The 19,929-nt window shown below is 69.3% G+C and carries 17 protein-coding genes; 13 read left to right on the plus strand and 4 right to left on the minus strand.

Annotated features, from left to right (window positions below):
- Positions 1-209: 209 nt before the first annotated feature.
- The 9 genes from B3I25_RS10910 (at position 210) to B3I25_RS10950 (ending at position 10,883) form a co-directional block, all read left to right on the plus strand.
- Positions 210-2,435 carry a PhoX family protein gene (locus B3I25_RS10910; RefSeq protein ID WP_098054820.1) on the plus strand — a complete coding sequence of 742 codons (2,226 nt, stop codon included), beginning with the start codon at positions 210-212 and terminating at the stop codon, positions 2,433-2,435.
- Between the two features lie 243 nt (positions 2,436-2,678).
- Positions 2,679-4,391 (plus strand): nitrite/sulfite reductase, encoded by a 1,713-nt coding sequence (locus B3I25_RS10915; protein WP_064846686.1) that lies wholly within the window; start codon positions 2,679-2,681, stop codon positions 4,389-4,391.
- Positions 4,388-5,197 (plus strand): phosphoadenylyl-sulfate reductase, encoded by an 810-nt coding sequence (locus tag B3I25_RS10920; protein WP_242670598.1) that lies wholly within the window; start codon positions 4,388-4,390, stop codon positions 5,195-5,197. Before B3I25_RS10915 ends, B3I25_RS10920 begins: the two co-directional genes overlap by 4 nt.
- Positions 5,179-6,111, plus strand: coding sequence for a sulfate adenylyltransferase subunit CysD (gene cysD / locus B3I25_RS10925; RefSeq protein ID WP_035960192.1), 933 nt, complete (start codon positions 5,179-5,181; stop codon positions 6,109-6,111). The genes B3I25_RS10920 and cysD overlap by 19 nt, the downstream gene beginning before the upstream one ends.
- A 2-nt stretch (positions 6,112-6,113) precedes the next feature.
- Positions 6,114-7,454: a sulfate adenylyltransferase subunit 1 gene (locus tag B3I25_RS10930; protein WP_286739036.1), complete on the plus strand. Its 1,341-nt coding sequence runs from the start codon at positions 6,114-6,116 to the stop codon at positions 7,452-7,454.
- Between the two features lie 101 nt (positions 7,455-7,555).
- Positions 7,556-9,490 (plus strand): 2-succinyl-5-enolpyruvyl-6-hydroxy-3-cyclohexene-1-carboxylic-acid synthase, encoded by a 1,935-nt coding sequence (menD, locus tag B3I25_RS10935; protein ID WP_286739037.1) that lies wholly within the window; start codon positions 7,556-7,558, stop codon positions 9,488-9,490.
- Positions 9,491-9,601: 111 nt separating this feature from the next.
- The gene (locus tag B3I25_RS10940) at positions 9,602-10,348 is read left to right on the plus strand and encodes an SDR family oxidoreductase (RefSeq protein ID WP_131332420.1); all 747 of its coding nucleotides are present in this window, start codon (positions 9,602-9,604) and stop codon (positions 10,346-10,348) included.
- A 65-nt stretch (positions 10,349-10,413) separates the two neighbouring features.
- Positions 10,414-10,764, plus strand: coding sequence for a hypothetical protein (locus B3I25_RS10945; RefSeq protein WP_286739041.1), 351 nt, complete (start codon positions 10,414-10,416; stop codon positions 10,762-10,764).
- A complete protein-coding gene (locus tag B3I25_RS10950) occupies positions 10,740-10,883 on the plus strand; it encodes a hypothetical protein (RefSeq protein ID WP_179861276.1) in 144 nt (47 codons plus the stop codon). The genes B3I25_RS10945 and B3I25_RS10950 overlap by 25 nt, the downstream gene beginning before the upstream one ends.
- A gap of 175 nt (positions 10,884-11,058) precedes the next feature.
- Here the strand turns inward: B3I25_RS10950 and B3I25_RS10955 are convergent, their stop codons facing one another.
- From B3I25_RS10955 to B3I25_RS10970, 4 genes are all read right to left on the minus strand, one after another.
- Positions 11,059-11,805 (minus strand): amino acid ABC transporter ATP-binding protein, encoded by a 747-nt coding sequence (locus tag B3I25_RS10955; RefSeq protein ID WP_064846722.1) that lies wholly within the window; start codon positions 11,803-11,805, stop codon positions 11,059-11,061.
- Positions 11,806-12,039: 234 nt separating this feature from the next.
- The gene (locus B3I25_RS10960; RefSeq protein ID WP_064846689.1) at positions 12,040-12,834 is read right to left on the minus strand and encodes an amino acid ABC transporter permease; all 795 of its coding nucleotides are present in this window, start codon (positions 12,832-12,834) and stop codon (positions 12,040-12,042) included.
- A 91-nt stretch (positions 12,835-12,925) separates the two neighbouring features.
- Entirely contained in the window at positions 12,926-13,693 is a 768-nt protein-coding gene (locus B3I25_RS10965) for an ABC transporter substrate-binding protein (RefSeq protein WP_286739045.1), read from the minus strand.
- Positions 13,694-13,777: 84 nt separating this feature from the next.
- Positions 13,778-15,202 (minus strand): isochorismate synthase, encoded by a 1,425-nt coding sequence (locus B3I25_RS10970; RefSeq protein WP_286739048.1) that lies wholly within the window; start codon positions 15,200-15,202, stop codon positions 13,778-13,780.
- 212 nt (positions 15,203-15,414) lie between these two features.
- Between B3I25_RS10970 and B3I25_RS10975 the strand changes: the two genes are divergently transcribed.
- The 4 genes from B3I25_RS10975 to B3I25_RS10990 all read left to right on the plus strand — a co-directional run bounded on the left by B3I25_RS10975 (position 15,415) and on the right by B3I25_RS10990 (position 19,850).
- A complete protein-coding gene (locus tag B3I25_RS10975; protein WP_286739050.1) occupies positions 15,415-16,686 on the plus strand; it encodes a geranylgeranyl reductase family protein in 1,272 nt (423 codons plus the stop codon).
- Between the two features lie 109 nt (positions 16,687-16,795).
- Positions 16,796-17,758 (plus strand): polyprenyl synthetase family protein, encoded by a 963-nt coding sequence (locus B3I25_RS10980; RefSeq protein WP_286739229.1) that lies wholly within the window; start codon positions 16,796-16,798, stop codon positions 17,756-17,758.
- Positions 17,759-17,853: 95 nt separating this feature from the next.
- Positions 17,854-19,635: a sodium-dependent transporter gene (locus tag B3I25_RS10985; protein WP_286739053.1), complete on the plus strand. Its 1,782-nt coding sequence runs from the start codon at positions 17,854-17,856 to the stop codon at positions 19,633-19,635.
- Complete coding sequence (locus B3I25_RS10990) at positions 19,632-19,850, plus strand: methionine/alanine import family NSS transporter small subunit (protein ID WP_064846695.1); 219 nt, start codon at positions 19,632-19,634, stop codon at positions 19,848-19,850. The genes B3I25_RS10985 and B3I25_RS10990 overlap by 4 nt, the downstream gene beginning before the upstream one ends.
- The last annotated feature ends 79 nt before the right edge of the window (positions 19,851-19,929 follow it).

Genomic DNA, 19,929 nt, shown 5'->3' on the forward strand with positions numbered 1-19,929 from the left:
TGAAACCCGCCCCTGTATGCAGCCCGGGACCCAAAGTCGCCACAATGCGGCACGCGGCGCGCGGGGCCCCGAAGGTGGTCCGTGACGGACGCGCAATTAACCCGTCGTTCGCCCGGTGGTTGCTTGGCGATCACGCCGTGATGGTGGGCTGAGCAGCGGAACCACTCGCTGACATGCATCAACGCATGTCCCACCCAGGGAGCCACGCCATGACCCAAGCGCCCGAACGCCGTCGCCTGTTGCCCATGCTGGGCCACGTCAACGGCAAGCGAAGCCCGCTCACGTGTGAACTCAAGTGCGGTAGCCAGTGCATGACCCCGGACGCGAACACATCCGGCAACGAGTACGTGCACGACGTCATCTCCGCAGCCGTCAGCCGCCGTGCCGCCCTGGGTCTGGGGATGGCCGGGGCCGTGACCGTGGGTGTGGTCGCCGCGACCGCCCAGCCGGCCGAGGCCACCTACGCCTACTGGGGTCAGGGCCGTGCCCGCCTGGACTTCACGCCCATCAAGCCCGTGGACATGACCGTGGACGACCTCTCGGTGCCCAAGGGCTACGACTGGTCGCCCATCATCCGCTGGGGTGACCCCCTGTTCTACGACTCCCCGGAGTTCGACCCCAAGAACCAAACCCCCGAAGCGCAAGCCAAGCAGTTCGGGTTCAACTCGGACTATCTGGACATCATCCCGGACCCGAACGGGCTCACGGGCGTGCTGGTGAACAACCACGAGTACACCAACGAGAACACCATGTTCCCGGCGGGCTACGACAAGACCAACCTGACCAACATGGTCAAGACCGCGATCCAGGCGCACGGCATGTCGGTCGTGGAGATCTCCCGCACCAAGGTGGGGGAGCCGTGGACCTATGTGCGCGGTGGCGCTCGCAACCGTCGCATCACGCTGACCACCACGTTCGTGATGGACGGGCCCGCCGCGGGGTCCGATCTGCTCAAGACGCAGGACGACCCCACCGGCAAGCGCGTGCTGGGCACCCAGAACAATTGCTCGGGCGGTGTGACACCGTGGGGCACGGTGCTCTCCGGTGAGGAGAACGTGCACCAGTACTTCATCACCTCCGGCACCGCCGAGGAGAAGCGCTACGGCTTCCCCACGACCATGCCGTCCCGCCGCTGGCCCGAGGTAGAGAAGCGCTTCGACGCCCGGATCGAGGGGTACAAGAACGAGCCCAACCGCTTCGGCTGGATCGTGGAGATCGACCCGCAGAACCCCAACTCCGCGCCCATCAAGCACACCGCGCTGGGCCGCTTCAAGCACGAGGGCGCGAACGTGCGCGTGGGTGACGACGGCACGGTGGTCGCGTACTCCGGTGACGACGAGAAGTTCGAGTACATCTACAAGTTCGTCTCGTCCCGCAAATACCGCAAGGGCGACAAGGCCCACAATATGAAGTTGCTCTCCGAGGGCGACCTCTACGTGGCCCGGCTGCGCGGCAACTCCCAGGCCCCCGAGATCACTGGGACGGGCCAGCTGCCCCGCGACGGCGAGTTCGACGGCACCGGCGAGTGGCTGCCCCTGCTCAAGGGTGGAAAGTCCATGGTCCGCGGCATGTCCGTGGAGGAGGTCCTGGTCTACACCCGCCTCGCCGCGGACAAGGCCGGCGCCACCAAGATGGACCGCCCGGAGGATGTGGAGCCCAACCCCCACACCGGCAAGGTGTACGCGGCGCTGACCAACAACTCCGATCGCGGCAAGCCCGGCAAGGCGGACGTGGACGAGGCCAATCCCCGCACCGGCAACCGTGACGGGTACATCCTGGAACTGACCGAGCGCAATAACCGGCCCCAGGCCACGCGCTTCGACTGGAACCTGTTGCTCGTGTGCGGTGACCCCACCAAGGATTCGGGGACGTACTTCGGGGGGTTCCCCAAGGAAAAGGTCTCCCCGATCTCGTGCCCCGACAACGTGGCCTTCGACAAGGCGGGCAACCTGTGGATCTCCACGGACGGTGCGCCCTCCAAGATCGGCTACAACGACGGTCTGTTCAAGGTGGACCTCCAGGGTGCCAATCGCGGTCGCGTGCAGCAGTTCCTGGCCGTGCCGCAGGACGCGGAGACGTGCGGTCCCGTGATCCACGACACCGAGGGCATGGTCTACGTGGCCGTGCAGCACCCCGGTGAGGACGGCACGTTCGAGCAGCCCCGCTCGTACTTCCCCGACTACGTCCTGCCCACGCGCGCCGGGGCCGGCGAGTTCTCCATGCCGCGCCCCGCGGTGGTCCAGGTCTTCCACAAGAACCGCGAGGACCAGCCCGAGTTCCCCGGTGGCGTGAGCGACAAGCCGGGTAAGGGCCGCAACCAGGACAAGCGCCGCAAGAACGGCAAGAACGGCCCCAAGTACCGCGGGTACCAGGGCAAGAGCAATGCCGAGCTCAAGCGCCGCGCTCGCCAGGCGCCCAAGTCCTTCGAGGGCTGAGCTCGTAGCACCACCGCACGCATGCGCGGGCGGGATCGCGGGGACCGCGGTTCCGCCCGCGTCGTCGTGCCCGGGCACAGCGGGCGACGACGCCGCGGTGTCGGCCGAGCGACGTCGGCCTGTACCCGCGGGTGACCAGGGGGAAGGCCGGCTATGTGACGTGTTTGTGACGGTGAATCGCTGCACTGAGGGCTCGCTCGGTACGTTGGAGCGACTTGCCTCCCCCTCACCCAAGGAGCACCCATGACACCCTCCGCCGACACCCAGGACAAGGCCCCCGCCGCGGCGTCCGGCCGCGTGCGCGGACCCCGCAAGGGCACCGATCTGGGTCAGTGGAAGGTCAGCGGCCGCACGCCGCTGAACCACAACGAGGAGTTCAAAGCGGAGGAGAACTCGCTCAACGTCCGGCAGCGGATCATCGACACGTACTCCAAGACGGGGTACGCCTCGATCCCCGCGGACGACGTCCACGGGCGGTTCCGCTGGTTGGGCCTGTACACGCAGCGCAAGCAGGGCGTGGACGGTGCGTCGACCTCCAAGCTGGACGCCGAATCGCTCTCGGACGAGTACTTCATGCAGCGCATCCGCCTAGACGGCGGACAGCTGACCACGGAGCAGACGCGCGTGCTGGGTGGCATCTCCCGGGATTTCGCGCGCGGCACCGCGGACGTGTCCGACCGGCAGAACATCCAGCTGCACTGGCTGCGCATCGAGGACGTCCCCGAGATGTGGGAACGCCTGGACTCGGTGGGGCTCACGACCCTCGAGGCGTGCGGTGACACCCCCCGCGTGTTCCTGGGCAGCCCCGTGGCGGGCGTCGAGGCGGATCCGATCATCGATCCCACGTCCGAGCTCGAGGCGCTGCGCACAGAGTTCGTGGGCAACCCGGACTACGTGAACCTGCCGCGCAAGTTCAAGACCGCGATCACCGGCAGCCGCACCCTGGACGTGGTGCACGAGATCAACGACGTCAGCTTCGTGGGGGTCAACCACCCGGAACTCGGTCCCGGTTACGACCTGTGGGTGGGCGGTGCACTGTCCGTGTCCCCGCGGTTGGGGGAGCGCCTGGGTGCTTTCGTGGCGCCGGAGGACGTCGTGCCCGTGTGGGCCGGGGTCACTGCGATCTTCCGCGACTACGGCTACCGCAAGCAGCGCACCAAGGCCCGGTTGAAGTTCCTGCTCGCCGAGTGGGGCCCGGAGAAGTTCCGCCAGGTGCTCCAGGACGAGTACCTGGGTCGCGAGCTGCCGGACGGTCCCGCCCCCGAGCGCGCCGTGGGTCACGCGGATCACGTGGGGGTTCATGAGCAGAACGACGGCAAGAAGTACGTGGGCTTCGCGCTGACGGCGGGTCGCCTGAGCGGTGACGCCCTCGTGGCGCTCGCCGACGCCGCCGAGGCCGCCGGTTCCGGCCGGATCCGGTTGACCCCGCACCAGAAGGTCCTGGTGCTGGACGTGGCCCCGGAGAACGTGGATTCCCTGATCGAGGCGCTGCGCCCGTGGGGGATGCACGCCAAGCCCAGCCCGTTCCGCCGGTCCACGATCGCGTGCACCGGGATCGAGTTCTGCAAGCTCGCGTTCGTGGAGACCAAGGGTCTTGCCGCGCGGGTGATCGACGACATGGAGCAGCGCCTCCAGGATGTGGAGATCCCCACCCCCATTTCCCTGCACATCAACGGGTGCCCCAACTCGTGCGCGCGTATCCAGACCGCGGACATCGGTCTCAAGGGCCAGTACATCGGTGAGGAGTACGTGTTCCAGGTGCACCTGGGCGGCGGCCTGGCCTCCCCGGACCGCGAGGAGGGCGGTTTGGGTCGCACCGTGCGCGGGCTGAAGATCACCGCAGATGACCTGTCCGACTACGTGGAGCGTGTCACCCGCACGTTCCTCGACGAGCGCGAGGCTCACCAGAGCTTCGCCGAGTGGGCCCTGAACGCCCAGGAGGATTCACTGAAATGACCAGGACCGACACCGCAGGCAACAGCGGCGCGGCGGACGCGTCGTCGTCGTCCGCTCACACCACGACCATCGAGCAGGACCCCGCGGCCGCTTCCCCCGGACGCACCCGCTCCGTCGAGGAGCTCAAGGCGCTCGTCGAGGAGGCGCAGCAGCGCTTCGGACTGCGGGATGCGGACCCGGACGAGGTGCTCGCGTGGGCCGCCGAGACCTTCGGGAAGAAGCTCGCGGTCGCGTGCTCCATGGCCTCCGACACCGTGGTCCCCGCCCTGGTGAGCAATCACGTCAAGGACGTGGACGTGCTCTTCCTGGAGACGGGCTACCACTTCCCGGAGACCCTCGAGACCCGCGATCGCTTCGCCTCGGACTGGCCAGTGAACGTGCGGACCCTGCTGCCCGAGCTGACCGTGCCCGAGCAGGACGCCAAGTACGGTCCCAAGCTCCACGACCGTGACCCGGGCCTGTGCTGCGGGATGCGCAAGGTCGCGCCGCTGGACAAGGCCCTGGCCGGCTACGAGGCCTGGGTGACCGGGCTGCGGCGCGAGGAGACACCCCACCGCGCGAACGCCGCGCCTGTGGAGTGGGATGAGCACCACCAGATGGTCAAGCTCAACCCTGTGGTGGATTGGAGCTTCGACCACGTGGTCGATTACGCCGAGCAGAACCTCGTGGTGGTCAACCCGTTGCTGGGCCAGGGCTACCCGTCCATCGGGTGTGCACCGTGCACGCGCAAGGTCGCGCCCGGAGAAGACCCCCGCGCCGGTCGTTGGTCCGGTGTGGGCAAGACAGAATGCGGGATCCACCTATGACCACGACCACCTCCGAGTCCGTGACACTCTCCCAGCTGCAGCGTCTCGAGGCCGAGTCCATCCACATCTTCCGCGAGACGGCGTCCGAGGGCGAGCGCCCCGTGCTGTTGTTTTCCGGCGGCAAGGACTCGGTGGTCATGCTTCACCTGGCCGCCAAGGCCTTCTGGCCGGCCCCCATCCCGTTCCCCGTGCTGCACGTGGACACCGGGCACAACTTCCCGGAGGTCCTGGAGTTCCGGGACCGCACCGTGGAGCGGTTGAAGATCCGTCTGGAGGTCGCCAAGGTCCAGGACTACATCGACGACGGCCGCCTGGCTGAGCGCCCGGACGGCACCCGCAACCAGTTGCAGACCGTTCCCCTGCTGGACGCGATCACGGAGGGCAAGCACGACGTCGTCTACGGCGGCGCCCGGCGTGATGAGGAGAAAGCCCGCGCCAAGGAACGCATCATCAGCCTGCGCGATGAGTTCGGCCAGTGGGATCCGCGTAACCAGCGCCCCGAACTGTGGAGCCTGTACAACACGCGCCACCGCCCCGGTGAGCACGTGCGGGTGTTCCCCCTGTCCAACTGGACCGAGTTGGACATCTGGTCCTACATCACCGAGCAGGGCATCGACCTGCCCCCGCTGTACTACGCCCACGAGCGGGACGTGATCAGCCGCGACGGGATGTGGCTCGCCGTGGGTGAGTACGTGAGCCCGCGGGAGAACGAGACCGTGGAGCAGCGCACCGTGCGCTACCGCACCGTGGGTGACATGAGCTGCACGGGTGCCGTGGAGTCCCCGGCCACGACCGCGGAGGAGGTGCTGGCTGAGGTCATGACCAGCACCCTCACCGAACGCGGGGCCACCCGCGCGGACGACCGCGTGTCCGAGGCCGCCATGGAGGACCGCAAACGAGAGGGCTACTTCTAGAGATGAGCACCGAGAACCGAGCAAGCCTGCTGCGGATCGCCACGGCTGGCAGCGTGGACGACGGCAAGTCCACGCTCGTGGGCCGCTTACTGCACGACACCAAGAACATCCTGGTGGACCAGCTCGACGCGATCGAACGGGTCAGCCAGTCCCGCGGCCTGGACGCCGCGGACCTCGCGCTGCTCACGGACGGGCTGCGGGCCGAACGCGAGCAGGGCATCACGATCGACGTCGCCTACCGCTATTTCGCAACGCCCGCGCGCAGCTTCATCCTCGCGGACTGCCCGGGGCACGTGCAGTACACGCGCAACACCGTCACGGGTGCCTCCACCGCGGACGCGCTGATCGTGCTCGTGGACATCACCCACGGGATCATGGAGCAGACCCGGCGCCACCTGGCTGTCGGGGCCCTGCTGGGAGTGCCGCACCTGATCGTCGCAGTCAACAAGATCGACCTGTTGCCCGATGCGGAAGAAGCGTTCCGGGGACTGAGCGGACAGTTGCACGAACTCGCGGACGAACTGGGTGTGCTGGACCTGCGGATCATCCCGGTCTCCGCGCTGCGCGGCGACAACGTGGTCGAGGCCTCCCAGGACACCCCGTGGTACGACGGTCCGTCCCTGCTGAGCTGGCTCGAGAACCTCCCGGACTCGTCCGAGCTCACCCAGGCGGAACGGTTCGCGCTGCCCGTGCAGTGCGTCATCCGCCCGCAGTCCGCCGCACTGTCCCCGGAGTTCGTGGACTACCGCGGCTACGCGGGCCAGATTGCCTCCGGTTCGGTGGCCGTGGGGGACAAGGTCGCCGTGCAACCGGCCGGGCGCACCACCACGGTCGAGCGCATCGACGTGGCCGGGGCTCCCGCCGAGTACGCCGTGGCCGGGCAGTCCGTGACCCTCACGCTCGCAGACCAGATCGACATCACGCGCGGTGACCTGATCGCGGAACCGGCCGGGGCGCCGTCGGGCACCAAGTCGGTGGAGGCCGTGGTGTGCTGGCTCGACGACGAGAAGCCCCTGCGCGAGGGCCAGCGCGTGCTGCTCAAGCACACCACGCGCGTGGTGCGCGGGATCGTGGGCTCGCTCGACGGGCGGCTGAACCTCGAGAGCCTCGCCGCGGAATCGGTGGAGTCGTTCGAGCTCAACGATATCGGCCGGGTGACCGTGCGCGTGGCCGAACCGCTGTTCACCACTGCGTACACGCAGTCGCACGCGCTGGGCTCGTTCCTGCTCATCGACCCACAGTCCGGTCGCACGCAGGCCGCGGGCATGGTGCAGGACAACAGCGTCAACACCCCGGGTGTGCTGGGTAACCTCCGCGCGGACGCGGGGGAGTGGGCCATCTGAGCCGTCCCTGAGTGACCTTTGCGGCCCCGGTCCACGTCGTCGACGACGGCGTGGCACCGGGGCCGCTGTGCGTGTCGGTGCCGGTCGATACGCTCTGGAGCGTGATCAGCCCCAGCCTCGTCTCGGCCACCGCCGTCCTGCGCGCCCTCGCGATGCGCGGGATGGAACACCTCGTGGTGTCCCCGGGGTCGCGTTCCGCGCCGCTGGCATATGCCGCGGCCGCAGCGCAGGCCAGCGGTGCACTGTCGGTACACGTGCGGATCGACGAGCGCGACGCCGCCTTCACCGCCCTCGGCATCGCCCGCTCCACGGGCCTGCCGTGCGCCGTGGTGACCACGAGCGGGACGGCCGTGGGTGAGCTGCTCCCGGCGGTCATGGAGGCCTCCCACGCGGGGGTCCCCCTGGTGGTGCTCAGCGCGGACCGCCCGCCCGAACTGCGCGGCACCGGCGCGAACCAGACCACGCGGCAACCCGGGATGTTCGCCAACTTCGTGCGCGCGGCCGTGGACCTGCTACCCCCGGACGATCCGCAGTTGTCATGGCCGCAGCAGTGCGAGGACGTGGAATCGTTGCTCGATCACATCCTGGCCGCCCTTCCCGGCGATGAGCAGGATCCGCCCGGACCCGTGCATGTGAACGTGGCCCTGCGTGATCCGCTGTACCCCGTGTGCAACGACGACCACCGTCACCTGCGCAGCTGGGCCCGCGACCTCGCGAGTGAGGTGCGGCCCGTGCGTTCCGGGGGTGCCGCGCGGATCCGGGTGCACCCGTGGTCGGTGCTCCTGGAGCCGTTCCTCCCGCCCGCCGAGTCGGTGCGAATCACGGAGTCGGCGCCATGGAACGAGCCCGTGCGTGTGACTTCCGAGGCCGACGGCGCGGATATGCGTTCCAATGCCGCGCGGCGGGTGTCTTCCGACTCTGAGTCTTCGGCACCCTCGGCGACCGCGGGCACCGCACATCCCCTCATCTTTGCCGGCGACGGCGCGGGGCCTACCACCGAGCGTTTCGCGCTGGAGCATTCGTTGCCCCTGCTCGCCGAACCCTCGTCCCAGGCGCGCGCGGGAGAGGCCGCCATCGCGTCCTACGAGAGCGTGCTGGACTCACCCCTCGGTGAGCGCGTGGACTCGGTGATCCTCGTGGGCCGCCCGACCCTGAGTCGCCGTGTCTCGGCGCTACTCAAGCGCCCCGACGTGCGGGTGATCGCCGTGCGACCCGATCCCGCCCCGTGGTTCGAGCACGGCAGGCGCCCCGAGGACGCGGCGGGCTCGTTCGAGGAGGCAGCGAGCGCCGTCGGACCCGCGGAACCCGGGTGGCTCGAGGCGTGGCGCGAGGCGGGAGCCGCCGCCGACGCCGCGGTGCTGCGGTTCGCGGACGACCAACCCTCGCTGACGCGCCTGCACGTTGCGCGGGCGGTGTGGGACGCAGCGTGCGCGGACGGGTCGGTACTCGTGGCGGGGTCCTCCAACATCGTTCGGGACCTGGATCTCGTGGCCCGCGCCCGGGGGCCCTTGGCGGTGATCGCCAACCGCGGGCTCGCGGGGATCGACGGGACCGTGGCCACCGCGCACGGCGTGGGACTGGGGACGGGGCGGCCCGTGCGTGCCGTCATGGGGGACCTGACGTTCCTGCACGACGCCGGGGGACTGCTCCTGGGACCCGGCGAACGCGTTCCGGACCTGCACATAATCGTGGTCAACGACTCCGGCGGCGGGATCTTCCAGACCCTGGAACACGGGGACCTGGGCCGGGACCCGCGTTACACCGCGACCGTGGAGCGCTTCTTCGGAACCCCCCACACGGTGGGGATCGCGGAGCTGTGTGCGGCGTACGGGGTCCAGTACGTGAGCGCGGACACCGCGATCGAACTCGCCGCCGCGCTCGCCGCACCCGTGGCCGGCCGGCGGGTCATCGAGGTCACACTGGACCGGCAGAGCCTGCGGGACTTCAACGTGGCCGCCAGGGACGCCGGTGCGCGAGCGGTGCGGGAGTACCTTGAGGGCGAGCCCTCCGAACGGGAGCATCGCGCGGGGGAGTGAATGCCACTCGGCGCTCACATGTTTTTCACCGTGCGCCGTGCGTACCGTCCCGGGCCGGCCGCGGCCGTATGCGCCGCCCATGGTGTCCGGGGCGCTCGTTAGCATGGCGTCATGACTGAGCAGAGCACTCACACGACCACCGTCCGCACCGCGCTCGTCACGGGCGCCACCCGCGGCATCGGCCGGGCCATCGTGCAGGACCTCGCACGGGACCACATCGTCTTCGTGGGCGGACGTTCCGCCGACGACGTCCAGCGGGTCCGCGACGAACTCGCCGGGCTGGGTCCGGGGACCCGGGCGTTCACCGCGGACGTGAGCTCGGACGAGGAGGTCGCCGCGGCGTGGGAACCCCTGCGGGACGAGTTCGAGGGGCTCAACGTGCTGGTCCACTCGGCCGGGATCGCACCGCAAGCGCGGGTGGAGGAGGCCACGCGGGAGCAGTGGGAGCGGATCTTCGACGTCAACGTGATCTCCGTGGCCCAGCTGACCCGGTTGACCCTGCCCCAGCTGCGCGTGGCCGGCGGTGACGTCGTGGCCATCAACTCGGGCTCGGGGTTCACCTCGGGCCCGTCGGCGGCGCTGTACTCCGGGACCAAGTTCGCCCTGCGCGCCCTGACCGACGCGCTGCGTGAGGAGGAACGCGAGAACGGCGTGCGCGTGAGCTCGGTGCACCCGGGGCGCGTGGCCACGGACATGCAGGAGGAACTGCAGGCGTACATGGGCAACGAGTACCACCCCGAGGACTGGATCCGCCCCGAGCAGATTGCCGCGGCGGTGCGCACGGCAGTGGACGCCACGCGGGATTCTCAGGTCGAGGTGATCTCGGTGCGGCCCTCCGGGATGGTGAACCGGGGCTGACCGCGGTTCATCGCCTCCCGCAGGGGCCGCTCATGACGTCGTGATCGGGCGCGGTGATCGGCGGCATGCTCGCCTCCAAGCTCGCGGACCGTTCGGGCCCGCAACGCATCGTGGCCACCACGTTCGTGCTCGCGGCCATCACCCTGGCGCTCATGACCTTCGCGTTCCCGCTGCCGGTGCTGTTCATCGTCATCGCGATCGCCGGTGGGGGCACCCTGGGTACCCAGGTGCTGATCTACGGCTTCACGTCCAACTACTACACGACCAAGCACGTGCCGCCGGCGTGGCCTGGGGCTCCGGCCGCCTGGGCGGGATCTTCGGCCCACTCATCGGCGGGTGGCGCCTGGCCGCCAACCTGGGAGGTGCCACCGCGTTCTACATCTTCGGTGCCGTGGCCCTGTTCGGTGCGCTCGTAACCATCCTCGTGCCGCGTCAGCGCACGGTGGAACAGGCCAAGGCCAAGGCCGAGGAGAGCCTCGAGACCCAGGACATCCCGGGGCCCGCCACCGACATCCCTGTCACGGATCGCGTCTGATCCACCGATCCGGTCGGGCACCCGCTCGGCACCCGTGTTCCACCACGACGGCGCCGCTGTTCTTCCCCGAATAGCGGCGCCGTCGTCGTGTGCTTCCACGCGGCGTCGAGCGCCCCGCCCATTGCTGCGGGATCACGGGGGCGGGGCCCCCGTTTCACGGGAGTCGACGGGCGGATTACTCCGGGGTGTCCACCGTGGTGGGGTTGAGGACCCGGGAGAGGAACGTGCGGGTGCGCTCGTGCTGGGGTGAGCCGATGACCTCGCGGGCGGGGCCCTGTTCCACGACCACGCCGCCGTCCATGAACACCACGCGGTCGGCGACGTCGCGTGCGAAGGACATCTCGTGGGTCACCACGAGCATGGTCATCCCGTCATCCGCGAGTTGGCGCATGATCGCGAGGACGTCGCCCACGGTCTCGGGATCGAGAGCGGAGGTGGGCTCGTCGAACAACATCAGATCGGGGTCCATGGACAGCGCCCGGGCGATCGCCACGCGCTGCTGCTGACCGCCGGAGAGCTGGGTGGGCCGCTGGCCGGCCTTGGCCTCCAGACCCACGCGTTCCAGGTTCGCCAGGGCGATGCGCTTGGCCTCCTCCTTGGAGCGCTTGAGCACCTTGACCTGAGACACCGTGCAGTTCTCGAGCACGCTCAGGTGGGGGAACAGGTTGAACTGCTGGAACACCATGCCCACGCGGCGGCGCATGGCGTCCACGTCCAGATCCGGGTCCGTGACCGTGAACCCGCCCACGGAAATGGTCCCGGACTGCGGGGACTCCAGGAGGTTGAGGCAGCGCAACAGGGTGGACTTGCCGGAACCGGAGGGCCCGATCAGACACACGACCTCACCTGTGGCCACGTCCAGATCGATCCCGCGCAGCACCTCGAGGTCCCCGTAGGACTTGTGCAGCTCGCGCACGTGCACCGCGGCGGAACCGGAGTGGCCCCGGTCGGACGCGGCAGCGGCGTCGTCGGAGGACGCGCGAGATGCACCCGGGGACGGGGCAGCGGAACGGCCCGGACCGGTCGCGGCAGAGCTGGGACGTGCAGTAGAGGCGGCGTCGTGCTGGGAACCCCGGGCGGGATCCGCCCCGGGGGTCGCCGACGGGTCGGAGGATGCGGGATCGGGGGAGGCTGCGGAAGTGGACACTGGGAGCTCCTAGGACTTCTTGACCCGGTCGGTTTTGGTTTCGAAGTGGCGGGACAGAAGCCCCAGCGGCACGGTGATGATTAGGTAGCAGATGCCGGCCACGACGAGCGGGGTCAGCCCGGCGCCGGCGTCGGAGATGCCTTCGCGGCCGAACTTGGTGAGTTCGTACTGCTGCACGCCCATGCCCAGCAGATAGACCAGGGAGGAGTCCTTGGTCAGCAGGATGACCTCGTTGGTCAGCGGCGGCAGGACGATGCGCAGGGCCTGGGGGATCACGATCGTGACCATGGCGCGGGTGTGGGACATGCCCAGGGAGCGGGCAGCCTCGTACTGCCCCGGGGGCACGGCCTGCAGACCTGCGCGGAGGGACTCGGCGATGTACGCGGCGGCGACCACGCCGAGCGCGATCATCACGGTCACGTAGTGGTTGAAGCGGAAGCCGAAGGCCAGGGGGATGCCGTAGCCCAGGGCCAGGAACACGAGCAGCGCGGGCACGCCGCGGAAGAACTCAATGTAGAGGGTCGCGATCCACCGGTAGGGCGCCACGGAGGAGAGCTTCATGAGCGCGAGGACCACACCCAGGGTCAGGCCCACCACGAAGCCCAGGACCGTGTAGATCAGGGTGTTCTTCAGCGCCACGGTGATGATCCCGGGGAACTGGTTCAGTGCGACCTCGGGGTTGAACACGCGCTGGTAGAGCACGTTCCAGTCCGCGAGGAACACGAGTGCTACCAGTACGACGACGAGTACGGCGTACTGGATGCCCCGCGACAGCTTGGCGCGCTGCCGGGTGGTCATGGCCATGGATGTCTCCCTGTCCGTGGGTTGCCCACATATGCGTGCCGGGCGGTGTCACACCGCCCGGCACGGATGTCCTGCTCTCGGGGAGTGGAGCCTACAGGCCCATCCACTCCTTCTTCATCTTGTCCATGGTGCCGTCGCTCGTGATGCGGTCCAGGGTCTTGTTCACGGAGTCGAGGATCTCGGTGTTGCCCTTCTTCACGGCCACGCCCAGGTTCTCGTTGGTGTCCACGGTCTGCACGACCTCGAGGTCCGGGTTGTCCTTCACGCGCTTGGACAGCGTGGAGATGTTCCCGGACACGGCCTGCACGCCACCGGACTCGAGGGACTGGAACATGAGCTCCACGTCCTCGAACTGCTGGGTCTTCAGGTGCTTGTCCTTGGCGAACTGCTCACCGGAGGTGGCCTGCTGTACGCCCACGGTCTTGTCCCCCACGGAGTCGAAGCCGCGGATCCCGGAATCCTTGGTGGTCAGCAGGGCGATCTGGTCGTTGAAGTACGGCTTGGAGAAGTCCACGGACTGCTTGCGGGCGTCCGTGATGGTGATCCCGGAAATGGCGGCATCGCACTGGTCGGTGTCCAGCGCCGCTCCGGACTCGAGGGTCTCGAAGTTCGCCTGCACCACGTTCTTCTCCCGGCCCAGGTCCTTGGCGATCTCGTCCCCCAGAGACATGTCGAAGCCCACGATCTTGCCGTCCTTCTCGAACTCGAACGGCGGGTACGGAGAGTTGGTGCACACGGTGAACGTGTCGGAGCCACCGGCCTGGGAGCCGCCCCCGGAGGTCGATTCACAACCGGTCAGTGCCAAGCCTGCGGCGGAGAGGACGGCGAGCGCGGGAACGAGTCGGCGCAGGGTTGACATGTGTGCTCCTCGGGGAGATGTGGGGTTCCGGGTGAAACTCGTGGCGATTTTACTACGGGGTGCCCGGATCGGCCCGGAATCCCTTTACTCCCGGTCCCACCGTGCGGGCAGGGACTCGAGCATGGGGCGCAGTTTCGCCCAGGTCTCGGCGAGCTCGGCGCGCGGATCGGATTCGGCCACGATCCCGCAGCCGGCGCTCACGCGCGCCCGGTGCGCGTCCAGCTGCACGGCGCCGCGCAGGGCGATGCCCCACTCGCCGTTACCCGCGCCGTCGAGCCAGCCCACAGGGCCGGCGTAGAGCCCACGGTCCATGCGTTCGAGGTCCTCGATCACGGCCCCGGCGGTCTCGGTGGGCGTCCCGCACACCGCGGCGGTCGGGTGGACGGCCTCCGCGAGTTCGAGGGCCGAGGGCAGGGTCCCGTCCACGCCCGCACGCAATTGCGCGGTGACGTCCGACGCGAGATGCCACACGTTCGGCAGCGCCAGGATGAAGGGGTGCTCGCCGCCGGAGACCTCATCCGCGTACGGGGACAGCCCCGTGATCAGAGAGTCCACGGCGAAGCGGTGTTCGCGCTGTTGCTTCTCGGACCCGCCCAGCTCGGTACCGGCGAAGTCCTCGGGGTTGGCGCCGTCCGGCAGGTCCTGGCGGTCCAGGGTCCCGGCGAGCACACGGGCCATGGCGGTGCCGCGATGCACCCGGATGAGCATCTCGGGGGTCGCGCCAAGCAACCGGCCCGCACCCTCCCCGTCGTCCGGGCCCTCCTGCTCGGAGCCTTCCTGCTCCGGGCCCAGGCGCACGCAGTACGTCCAGCACGTGGCGAAGCGTTCGCTCAACCGCCCCAGCACCGCACCGAGTTCGATGGGCCGCCCGGTGTCCACGACCACGTCCCGCGCGAGCACGAGCTTGTCGAGCTCCCCCGCGCGGATCATCCCCACGCCGTCCGCGACGGCCTCCATCCAGCGCTGTTCGTCCAGGGTCCCGGGCACGGCCGTGGGGTACGACGACGCCGCTGCGTCCGGTTCCTCAGGCCGCGCCACCGCGGGTGCGGCGCGCACGAGGCGACGCCACGCGGCGTCGACGTCCTCGACCGTGGGTTCGGACGGTCCGGTGGAGATCAGGGTGAGCCACGCGCCGTGGGCGTCGGTGCCGATCACGAGCTCGGGGACCATGAGCCCGGAGTCCACCGTGGAGGACGGCGCGAACGCGAACGCCCCGAAGGCCAGCAAACCGGTGCCGGGGCGCTGCACGGAGTCATGCACGGTCGCGTCCTGGCGAAGCTCGTCCCACCACACGCGCGCGGAGGTGAACCGGGTCCCGCCCCGCACGCGGTAGGCCGCCACGCGACCGAGGCCGACGATTCCCTTGCCGCGCATGATCCACGTGGCCGGGTCCGCGCTACCCAGCAACCGCCGGACGTCCGGGTTGCGGGCGAACTCCGCGGCCGCGGGAACCTCGGACAGGGGAAGGGTGAGCGCACTCAGGCGGGGCGCGGGGAACTCGGGTGTCATCGTCCTCAAGCATAGGACGCGCGCGTGGGCGCGGCGGTGTCGGTCGGGTGGGACCGGGACCGGCCCGGCTTCCTGCCGAGTCCGTGGGCGGAGCGGCGACGGCGGGGACAGCGGCGTCGGCGGGCGATGACACAATGGGCGGGTGGTCCGTCCAGCACGCGGGCGCGCCGAAATCACAACGAAGAACACAGGAAGCGGAGGGCCGCGGCGCAGTGAAGGTCTTGATCAGCGGGGGAGGCCCCGCCGGTGCCACGGCGGCGTACTGGTTGGCGAGCCAGGGGATCGCGGTGACCGTGCTCGAGAAGAGCGGCTACCCGCGGGAGAAGGTGTGCGGGGACGGGCTCACGCCGCGGGCCGTGCGCCAGATGCAGCTCATGGGCTTGCCGCACGGCACCGCGGAGGGTTATAAGGCCAACAAGGGACTGCGACTCGTGGCGTCCGGGCGCACCGTGGAGGTCCCGTGGCCCGAACTGACCGATTTCCCGTCCTACGGACTCGTGCGCACGCGCGCGGGTTTCGACGAGGACCTGGTGCGGCACGCCCGGCGTGCCGGTGCGCACGTGATCGAGCACCGCACGGTGCGGGACGTGCTGCGTGATGACACCGGGCGGATCGTGGGCGTGCAGGCAGCCGTGATGGACCCGGCGACCGGGCGACGCACATCCGAGACGGAGGAGCACCGCGCGGACCTCGTGCTCGCCGCGGACGGCAACTCGACCCGCACCGCCGTGGCCGCGGGTCTGCACCGGCGCACGGATCGGCCCCTGGGCGTGGCCGTGCGCACGTACTACCGTTCCCCGCGCTCGGAGCTCGACTGGATGGAGGGGTGGCTCGAACTCGCGGACGGCACGGACCCCGAGCGCTCCCTGCTGCCCGGCTACGGCTGGGTCTTCGGCGTGGGGGACGGCACCGCGAACGTGGGCCTGGGCATCCTGGACACCTCGCCCGCGTTCGGCAAGCTCGACTACCGCGCGGTGCTGCGTGACTGGGCCGCGTCCATGCCCGCCGAGTGGACCTTTGACCCGGAGCACCAGGTGGGCCGGGTGGGTTCGGCTGCGCTGCCCATGGCCGGCAACCGCACCCCGCACTACGTTCCCGGGCTCATGCTGCTCGGGGACTCCGCGGGGCTCGTGTCCCCGTTCAACGGGGAGGGGATCTCCAACGCCATGGAGTCCGCGCTGTTCGCGGCGTCGTGCATCGTGGACGCCGCCGAGGCCAACGGGCCCCAGCAACGGGAGAACGCGCTCGCCCGCTACCCGCAGCTCGTGCGCGCCGAATGGGGGGCCCATTTCACGCAGGGCCGGGCGCTCGCCGAGCTCATCGGCCACCCGGCGATCCTCACCGCGGCCCTACGGGCGGGGATGAGTGTCCCGGCCATGATGCGCTTCGCGGTGCGGGTCATGACGGAACTGTCGGACCGGCCCGCCCGGACTGTGACCGATCGCGCGATCGCGGTGCTGGACGCACTGACCCCCGCGAGCTGAATTGTCGATAGAGTGGTGGATCGTGACTGACCCCAGCCGCCCGAATGACTCCCTGCGCTTGCCCGAAGGGTTCGAGCTCATCGCCCAGGACTCCCACCTGGGCCCGCTCATGCTGCGCAGCCTCGATCGGATCGAGCAGCGGCTGGCAGAGTCCGTGCACTCCGCGGACCGGATCGCGGACGTCACGGCCCGGCACCTGCTCGACGCCGGCGGTAAACGGGTGCGGCCCCTCCTCACGCTGCTCGCGGCGGAAGTGGCCGGTGAGGTCACGGACGAGGTCATCGAGGCCGCCGCGGTCGTGGAACTGACCCACCTGGCCTCCCTCTACCACGACGACGTCATGGACTCCGCCCCCATGCGCCGGGGCGTGCAGACCGCGCACACGGTGTGGGGCAACACCGTGGCCATCCTCACCGGGGACATGATTTTCGCGCGTGCCTCCGCCATGGTCTCCGCCCTGGGCCAGGAACCTCTCATGATCCAGGCGACCACGTTCGAGCGCCTGGTGATCGGGCAGCTGCAGGAGACCACCGGTCCCGCCCCGGACGAGGATCCCGTGGCCCACTACATCAAGGTGCTCTCCGGTAAGACCGGTTCGTTGATCGCCGCGAGCGGTCAGTACGGCGCCCTGCTGGGCGGGGGGCCCCGCTCCGTGGTGGATCTCATGGTCGTCTACGGTGAGAAGGTAGGACTCGCGTTCCAGCTCGCGGACGACATCATCGACCTCACCGGCCACCCGGACGTCTCCGGCAAGATACGCGGTACGGATCTGCGCGAGGGCGTGGACACCCTCCCGGTCCTGCTGTTGCGCCGCGACGCCGCCGGCTCCGACCCGGCCGCCGCGGCCTCCGCGCGCGAGCTGCTCGAGCTCGTGGACGGGGACCTGTCCGACGACGCCGCCCTGGCCCGCGCCGTCGAGGCCGTGTCCGAGCACCCCGCGGCTGCGGAGGCGTGGCGGATTGCCAACGACTGGGCGGACGAGGCCATCGCGGCCCTCGAACCGCTCGACGATTCCGTGGCCAAAGCGGCACTGATCGAATTCGCGCACGGCGTGGTGCATCGCAGGGGCTGAGTTCTCAGTAAGCTTGGCGCATCCGTAATCCACTTGCGCGCCACGAGGGCTTCCGCGTGCGCGCCGATGGGATTCGTCCCGCGTGAGGTTCATCCATGTCCACAGACACGACACGTGGTCGCGCCGCGAAGGAAGCATTTTCCGGGCGCACCATGTTCATCTTCGCCGCCATCGGCTCCGCCGTGGGGCTCGGCAACATCTGGCGGTTCCCGTACGTCGCGTTCGACAACGGCGGCGGCGCCTTCATCATCCCCTACCTGGTGGCCCTGCTGACCGCCGGTATCCCGCTGCTCATGCTCGACTACGCGGTGGGTCACCGCTACCGCGGGTCCGCCCCGCTGTCCTTCCGACGGCTGCACCACAAACTCGAGACCATCGGGTGGTGGCAGCTGGCCATCTGCGTGGTGATCGCCGTGTACTACGCCCTGATCATCGGATGGGCCATGCAGTACACCGTGTTCTCGTTCAGCAAGGCGTGGGGGGACGACCCCGCGACCTTCTTCATGAGCGACTACATGCGGGTCTCGGACGAGGTCACGATCGGCTTCGACTTCATCTGGCCGGTGTTCATCGCCACGGCCATCGCGTGGCTCGTGCTGCTGATCGTGCTGATGATGGGCGTGCAGAACGGGATCGGGAAGATCAACGTGGTGTTGATCCCGCTGCTCGTGGTCATGTTCTTGATCATGGTGGGCATGGCCCTGACGCTGCCGGGTGCCGCCGCGGGTCTGGATGCCCTGTTCACCCCGTCCTGGTCCGCACTGGGTGATTCCTCCGTGTGGGTCGCGGCCTACGGGCAGATCTTCTTCTCCCTCTCGGTGGGTTTCGGCATCATGGTCACCTACGCGTCCTACCTCAAGCCCCGCTCGGACCTCTCCGGCTCCGCGCTCGTGGTCGGTTTCGCGAACTCGTCCTTCGAGATCCTCGCCGGTATCGGCGTGTTCGCAGCACTCGGCTTCATGGCCTCGGCCTCGGGGACGGAAGTCGCCGACGTCGCGACGTCCGGGATCGGTCTCGCGTTCATCGCCTTCCCGGCCATCATCTCCCAGGCCCCGTTCGGCACGCTGATCGGTGTGCTGTTCTTCGGTGCCCTGGCGTTCGCCGGGTTCACGTCCCTGATCTCCATCGTGGAGGTCATCGTGGCCGGTTTCCGCGACAAGCTCGGGCTCTCGCGCCCCGCGGCCGTGGCCATCGTGGTCATCCCGCTCGCCGCGATCTCCCTGCTGTTCTTCCCCACGACCACGGGGCTGAACCTGTTGGACGTCGTGGACGCGTTCGTGAACAACTTCGGCATCGTGGCCGCGGCCCTGGTGTCCGTGCTGTTGCTCACCGCGGGCTTCTCGGCGTTGCCCACGCTGCGTGACCACATCAACTCGGTCTCGTCCTTCAAGCTCGGGCGCACGTGGATGATCATGGTGGGCGGTGTGACCCCGGTGATCCTGGGCTACATCCTCATCGACCAGCTCACCGAGACCGTGTCCCAGGGCTACAACGACATGCCGCAGTGGTTCGTGAACACGTTCGGGTGGGGGATGGCCGTGGCCCTGATCGTCTTTGCCTACCTGCTGTCCCGACTGCCCTGGTCCCGGCGCACCGCGGAGGCCCTCACGAGCCCCGCCCCCGCCATCCAGGACGCCTACGTGGACCGCGGCACCCTCGCGCGCCACGAGCCCCTGTCCCACTACCAGGACACCGCGACCCGCACCCCCGCACTGGGCCAGGACTTCTCCCTGCGCGCCATCGAGGACGGGACCGTGGTGCAGCGTCAGGCCCCGTGGGCGCACGCCGGATCGGGTCACACCGACCCTGTCGGCGACGCCGCGGGCCGGTCGTCTGCCCAGGTCCAGCCCCGCCGCTCGGAAGGAGAACTCTCATGAGCACCATGTCCGTCGTCATGATGATCGTGGCCATGGTCACCGTGTGGGGTGGGCTGTTGCTCGCCCTGATCAACATCAAGCGCTCGCCCGAGGAGGTCGACGAGCTCGACACCCCGTCGGAGGGCTCCCGTGAGGACGCCGCGCACCGCGCGGCCACCGATGGTGACCCGGGATCCCGGGTGAACGCCGGCGCGGCTCCCGAGTCGCGGATCTGATTCACACGGTCCCATGAGACAAGGCCACCCCTGGTCAGGGGTGGCCTTTTCTCGTTCCGGGCCCCGGGTGCGCGTAGCG

The sequence above is a fragment of the Kocuria sp. UBA1838 genome, assembly GCF_002338785.1.
GTDB lineage: Bacteria > Actinomycetota > Actinomycetes > Actinomycetales > Micrococcaceae > Kocuria > Kocuria marina.